This window comes from Micromonospora sp. NPDC002411 (assembly GCF_053592955.1).
The window spans coordinates 1-1,648 of record NZ_JBSFBM010000616.1 but is presented as its reverse complement, the minus strand read 5'-3'; the positions used below and the strand labels follow the sequence as shown (position 1 = coordinate 1,648).

The following is a 1,648-nucleotide window of genomic DNA, read 5'->3' as shown; positions in this document are numbered from 1 at the left end:
CCGCGCCGGGCTTGCGGCGGGCCGCCTGGTTGACGCCGTCCGCGTACACGCCGGTGTAGATCCAGCAACCGCCGACGGTGGAGCCGTCGTCCTTCATCTCGGTGAACGACGCCAGTGGCCGGCCGGTGGCCACGTCGTACCCGTTGATCTCGCGCAGCACCGCCTCGGCGCTCGGCTCGGCGTTCGGGCCGTGCGTGGGGTAGTCCCAGGCGAGGTCGAGCAGCGCCCGGTCGCGCGGCTTCGTCGACGTCGCCAGCCGTTCCCGGATGACGCGACCGAGGTGGTAGAAGAACCACAGTTCGGAGCGGGCGTCGCCTGGTGGCTCGACGGCCTTCTCCCGCCACTGCAACAGCCGCTGCGTCTGGGTGAACGTGCCCTCCTTCTCCACGTGCGAGGCGGCGGGCAGGAAGAACACCTCCGTGCGGCACTCCTCCGGCACGATCTCGCCGGTCTCGATCTCCGGCGCGTTCTTCCAGAACGTGGCGCTCTCGATCTCGAACAGGTCCCGGACCACGAGCCAGTCGAGGTTGGCCATGCCGAGACGCTGCGCCCGGCCGTGCGCCGAACCGACCGCCGGGTTCTGACCGAGCAGGATGTACCCCTTGACCTTCCCGTCGATCATGTTGAGCACCTGTTGGTAGGTGCCGTGGTCACCGGTCATCCGGGGCATGTAGCCGTAGCAGTAGTCGTTGTCGGCGGTGGCGGCGTCTCCCCAGTACGCCTTGAGCAGGTTGACGCCGTAGGTGCGGGCGTTGCCCCAGAACCCCTTCTGCCCTGGGTGCGCGATGCTGTCCACCCACGTGTCGAGCGTCGGGTGGTTGGCGTGGTGCGGCATCGGCAGATAGCCGGGCAGCAGGTTGAACAAGGTCGGGATGTCGGTCGACCCCTGGATGCTGGCGTGCCCCCGCAACGCCATCACCCCGCCACCCGGCCGGCCCATGTTGCCGAGCAGGAGCTGGATGATCGCGCCGGTACGGATGTACTGCACACCCACGCTGTGCTGCGTCCAGCCCACCGAGTAGACGAGCATTCCGGTGCGGTCCCGACCGGAGTTCTCCGTCCAGGCCTGCGCCAGTTCGAGGAACTTCTCCTGCGGGATGCCGCAGACGCGTTCCACCATTTCCGGGGTGTAGCGGGCGTAGTGCCGCTTCAGGATCTGGTAGACGCAGCGCGGGTGCTGCAACGTCTCGTCGCGCTCGGTCTCGCCGCCGACCGGGGCACCGTGTGACTCGTGCTCCAGCCCAGCGCCGGTCTCCCGCTGGATCTCGGTGTCGCGGGTCGTCTGATTCTGCCCGTGGCCCTCGTAACGCCAACTGGTCTGGTCGTACGAGGCGTTCTCCTCCTGGAAGCCGGAGAAGAGCCCGTGCAGGTCCTCGGTGTCGGCGAACTCCTCGGTCACGATCGTCGCGGCGTTGGTGTAGGAGACCACGTACTCCCGGAAGTCCAGCTCGTTCTCGAGGATGTAGCGGATCACCCCGCCGAGCAGCGCGATGTCGGTGCCCGCCCGGATCGGCAGGTACGCGTCAGCCAGCGCGCTGGTGCGGGTGAAGCGTGGGTCGACGTGGAACACCTTCGCGCCTCGGCGCTTGGCCTCCATCACCCACTGGAAACCCACCGGGTGCGCCTCGGCCATGTTCGAACCCTGGAT

The 1,648-nt window shown here is 68.1% G+C and carries 1 protein-coding gene; it reads right to left on the bottom strand.

What is annotated here, in order from left to right; all coding sequences use genetic code 11:
- Positions 1-1,648 (bottom strand): molybdopterin-dependent oxidoreductase (locus ACWCO3_RS34470; protein WP_450014183.1); only part of this gene is annotated, 1,648 nt, incomplete at both ends.